This window comes from Shewanella sp., assembly GCF_051658185.1.
Lineage (GTDB): Bacteria > Pseudomonadota > Gammaproteobacteria > Enterobacterales > Shewanellaceae > Shewanella.
In genome coordinates this window covers 1-4,936 of record NZ_JBOFMC010000168.1, presented here as the reverse complement: position 1 = coordinate 4,936, position 4,936 = coordinate 1, and the positions used below count along the sequence as shown (strand labels likewise).

At 45.2% G+C, this 4,936-nt stretch carries 3 protein-coding genes; 1 reads left to right on the top strand and 2 read right to left on the bottom strand.

Annotated features, from left to right (window positions below):
- Nucleotides 1-668: 668 nt before the first annotated feature.
- The gene (locus tag ACRCZA_RS06950; RefSeq protein ID WP_438673727.1) at nt 669-962 is read left to right on the top strand and encodes a DUF3144 domain-containing protein; all 294 of its coding nucleotides are present in this window, start codon (nt 669-671) and stop codon (nt 960-962) included.
- A 433-nt stretch (nt 963-1,395) separates the two neighbouring features.
- Here ACRCZA_RS06950 and ACRCZA_RS06945 read toward each other — a convergent pair whose 3' ends face one another.
- The gene (locus tag ACRCZA_RS06945) at nt 1,396-2,838 is read right to left on the bottom strand and encodes a methyl-accepting chemotaxis protein (RefSeq protein WP_438673726.1); all 1,443 of its coding nucleotides are present in this window, start codon (nt 2,836-2,838) and stop codon (nt 1,396-1,398) included.
- A gap of 467 nt (nt 2,839-3,305) precedes the next feature.
- Nucleotides 3,306-4,589: a winged helix-turn-helix domain-containing protein gene (locus tag ACRCZA_RS06940; protein ID WP_438673725.1), complete on the bottom strand. Its 1,284-nt coding sequence runs from the start codon at nt 4,587-4,589 to the stop codon at nt 3,306-3,308.
- Nucleotides 4,590-4,936 lie beyond the last annotated feature (347 nt).

The window sequence follows — 4,936 nt, the reverse complement described above, 5'->3', positions numbered from 1 at the left end:
GACTATAAAAGGTCATGCCTTCTACGCTCACTGTGCACACGCGGCCTTTAGCGATTTCTTTGGCTAAAATACCGCCGGCTATGTCCATTTGCGCCATGATCCTGATAAATACGCTGATGAGGATGGCTTGCACTCGTGTTAAATGCATTCAAAGGAACGACCTCAAATCCACTCTGCGCCCTTTCTTTAACCGAGCAACCCGCCAGCAAGACCGCAGCCATGGCCATCATCACCACTTTTTTCATATTTGCTCCCGCACTGATTAATGATGTGTTTTCAAGATGAACACCACGACAAGCAAGCCCCTCCTGAGCAACATTCCAATCAAATCCCTTCCACAGCGGACCCGACAAGCAACCTGTGGATTGCACTCAAACTGCCACCGGCCAATCCACTTTATCAAGTCCGTTTTGCGTGTTATCTCACGCATCGAACCGCGTGGATCTGCCAAGTGACATCGCTTAAGTGGCTTAATGACATCGCTTAAAAGTGTTACGCCTATCTCATATTTAGTTGTGCCAACTCCTTTTCTTGTGATATCAACGCATTCTGTGAAGCTGACGACTGTCCCTTAGCCGCAAAATACCTTAGGGTAAGGGCTGCAGCCAATAGGGCAACAACCTACGCGCCCTCTTTTTTAGTCACTTTCCCAACAACAGGACTTGCTGATGTCTGATAACCAAAAAGCCTTTTACGACCGCGCCTCCGAGCTGATTAAGCTGGCAAACCAGCAAAACCAAAACACTGAAATCCAGACCGGCGAGGTCAGCGCCTCTTTTATGTGGGCCCTCGCCCGCTACAATGCTTGGTTTGGTTCAACCAGCTTTGAAACCAAAGAACAAATGCAGTCCAAAAAGCAGGAAATGATGGACTATTACCTCGCGCGCTATAAAGAAATGATCGATGCCAATCTTGATGATTATATCGAGAACTTTGACCACTACCGCGCCACTCAAAAGTAAGCAGTTACCCCCAGCCCTGCCATCGACCGATGGCGGGGCATTTGCATTTTAATGCTTCAGTAAAGCACTCGGATTAACCCCCATCATAGGGCGATCCCCAACAGAGGATGGCAAACGGCCATGGCAGTGCTCCATAGGCTCGGGCACAGCACCTCGAGCCAGACTGGCCGATGGCGGTGATGATTTGGGGTAATAACTGTGATGATCGGGAGTGATGGCTTGGGCTAATGGCTATGCCGATTTAGGGCACTAAGCTGACAATTAACTCATTGACCTCAATGATAGTATTGTCGCGATTTTATCGCCTCAGAGGATGGGTGTATCCCTAGCGGCTAAAAAGAGTTATTTACCCTGAAGAATCAACAGAAATAAGCACCTAGGCGTCCTTGCCACGATGATCGCTTAAATCATAAAATGCGATGAAATCCTCGGTTCACGCAATTTTAAATGTCTGCACCAAATCAGAAAGGCGCTGAGCCATCTGCGCCAATTTTTCACTCTCAGCCGAGGTGCTCTTAGCGCCTTGAGATGTCTCGTCAGCAGCCACATTAATGTTGACAATATTGCAATTAATTTCTTCCGAAACAGCGCTTTGCTCCTCGGCTGCGGTAGCGATCTGACGGTTCATATCCGTAATCGTGCTCACCGCTGCGGTAATATTTTGGAGCACTTCTCCTGCAGATTTAGCCTGCGCCACACTGTCGTCGGCATACTGCTGGCTATCAAGCATCACTTGCACCGCTTGTTTAGCGCCTCCTTGTAATTTTTCAATCATCCGTTGAATTTCTTCTGTGGATGTTTGCGTTCTGCCCGCCAAGGTTCTCACCTCATCAGCCACGACGGCAAATCCTCTTCCCTGCTCTCCTGCACGAGCCGCCTCAATCGCGGCGTTTAGCGCAAGTAAATTCGTTTGTTGGGCAATGCTTTTTATCACATCCAGAATAGTGCCGATTTGATTACTATCTGCATCTAAGTTCTTCACCACAACGGTCGCATGTTCAATTTCGGATGCTAAGCCAACAATGCTATTCACCGTGTTATTCACAACGATTAGCCCAGCTTGTGATTGATTATCGGTGTGCTGTGCGGCATCCGCGGCATCCGCAGCATTTTTTGCCACCTCAACCACGGTGGCCGTCATCTCATTCATTGCCGTTGCCACCATATCCAGTTCATGGCGCTGAGTTTGTACTGAATCAGCACTCTGCGCCGTGACTAAAGACATCTCATTTGCCGACTTTGCCAATTGCCGCGACGTCTTCGAGACCTCTTGAATGCTAGTATGAAATTTATCGAGCATTGAGTTAAAGGAATGAGCCAAAAAGCCCAGCTCATCCTGAGTGGTAATATTGATGCGTTTGGTTAAGTCGGAATCCCGTTCAATACTCTCAACGGAATCACGTAACGTGGTAATGGAGTTTAAAATGGTACGCGTGATCATAAATAGCAGTAAGCCAGCGATTAAAAATGAAATCACTATGATACCCACTAGCTGTTGTTTCATTGTTGCCATGGCATCGATTGCTGCACGCTGGAGATCGCTGCGAGTTAACTCTTCAGCTTCAACTAATGCTTCAAAGCTACTGCGCGCTTTATGTGCAAAAGGCGTTGCACCCACACTATAGCTTTGCCATGCCGCTTGTAATACCGCTGGGGTCCGCTCGACAGACTGCAGCGCTAGCATTCGTGCCCGACCATCTTCTAAAAAAGCTTTTGTCGCCGCTTTAGAATCATCAACAAGTCGATTAAGTACTGCCCGCTCTTTTTCATCTGCAATCAACGCAATCGCATTTTCTAGTTTTTCAAAATGACTATAAATATTACTGATATTTTTATCGAGTGAACTGTAATTCTTTGAAAAATCATCTCCAAGCATAATACTTCGCGATAGACGGGATACATAATTCATATCTCGACTGATCAATAATATATACTTTTGACTATTTACAGCCGCTTGATCATATTCATTAAATTGATTAACAACCGCATTAGTGTTAATTAATACATTGGCTAAAATAGTTAGCATCGCTACGCCAAATAAAAACACCACAGCGATTAATCTATGTTTGATGCTCAATGAGAACAACTGGCCCATAAATATACTCCAAATAAATTAATTCCCCTGAAAAATTAATTCCTGCCATTGTTCTCTTAATGCATGACTGCTTTGCAAGACTCTTTCAGAATTAATCAATCTGTATTGTTGATTTTTTGCACAAACCTTATCAAGCTTTCAATTACCTTGAAAAGTTAACGCAACATCAGAGGAAGACACTACGCCGAAACTGGAGTGCTAATCTAGTGATTTTTTATAAAAAATCAGTAAATTACACTCCATTCTCGCTATAGCTTTACTTGAGTATATTTAGTCCAAGCCAACACTTGCCCCATTTGTGGGATAATCCACACTGCGGTGTGCTGGTTTTGATGGATGCGGTAATAAAACAAATCTTTATCGCGGATGTCGTGCTTACGGATCTCCCGATAAAAATGCATCGCCGACGGGCTTACTGCATCGGGTTTCGTGAGCTCTTTTTGCTGCACTTTGACATGAAACACATCCACATTGAGATCGTGGATAGTCGTTTGATACTGCTCAAACTCACCGCGAAGGGTGTATTTAATCGGGGTGGTTAAACAGTCCTCATCGGTAATACAGGAGGTTGAATAAAACTTACCTTTATTTTCACCTTCATAAACCAATGACATACTTAAATCGGCGCGCACTAATAACTCACCCGCCACCGGGAAATAAATATCGGCATGATAATTATGCTCGAGCAATTCACCAAATGCCTTATCTCCTACAGGCAGCACAATTTTGTTATAACGGATGCGCTGCTCCATTTTTTGGCTAAGCGGAATAAATTCCTCCATGCTCAGTCCCGCAGGCTTAGGATTAATAGCGGTGATATTAATGATCCCGTTGCCCTTACAGGCATTAGCGTCATGCTCAGGGCAAATCGACATGGAATAATTATTGCCGTCGGTCGATACAAAGGAGCTAAAATGCTTAAGGTTTGCAATATGATTGCCCTCGGGAGCGATATGCTTTTGCCACCAAGAAGGGTGTAGATGTTCCTCGCCCCCCATATACAGCATTTTAGCGGAGCCAACGGTGCCGCCAAAATTTAACTCAATGGATTTATTGGCATTCCACTTCGCCACATCCCGCACCACCGCATGGCGATCGCTGACATACCAAATCGCCCCTAAGATCACGCAAAACAATACAATACCGAAAATTTTTGTCCAGGTTGACACCCCAACAATCGCATCGCGAATGGCATCAGCATCATTAAGTGCCAGCATTTTTACGTGGGATTGCTCAGAAACATGCAGTTGATAACCGCGGCGCGCCACGGTTTTAAGCTGAACCTCAGTGTAAGGCTCAAGTTTTTTGCGCAAGGTGCTGATGCACTGGGTTAGCGAGGTTGGCGCAACCACCCGCTCAGGCCAGCCTACCTGCAGCAGTTCTTCTTTGGTAAAAATGGCATTGGTCGATGACAGCAGCAGCGCAAGCACCGCTGTCTCGGAAAAGGTCAAACCGATGGAGGTACCATTGACATGATCGACTAATTCCTTAGCTCGCTCATCTAACATTAAATAGGAGGTAATTTTATGCATGTTAACCATTCGAAAAATCAGCCAATATTGATAAGATGTGATTGCTACTGCTATCGCTCGCAACCATCGTGTAACATAGGGTTGCACCATGAAAACGATGATGGGCTATCACCAAATCAAGACAACTGATTTTACCTTTTATCAACATCCAATACTGTGATTCTATGCTCAACTTTACCTATTGTTTAATCAGCACAAAACCCAAATCTTTCCGGTAGATTACATCTCGAGACGCTTAAAAAACCACGTCGTGCCAAGCAATAAAGCACCTATCCAAGCGACTAATAAACCATACATTAATGGCAAACTTAAGCCCATTTGCAGCACCAAGGCGAGGCTACTTTTGG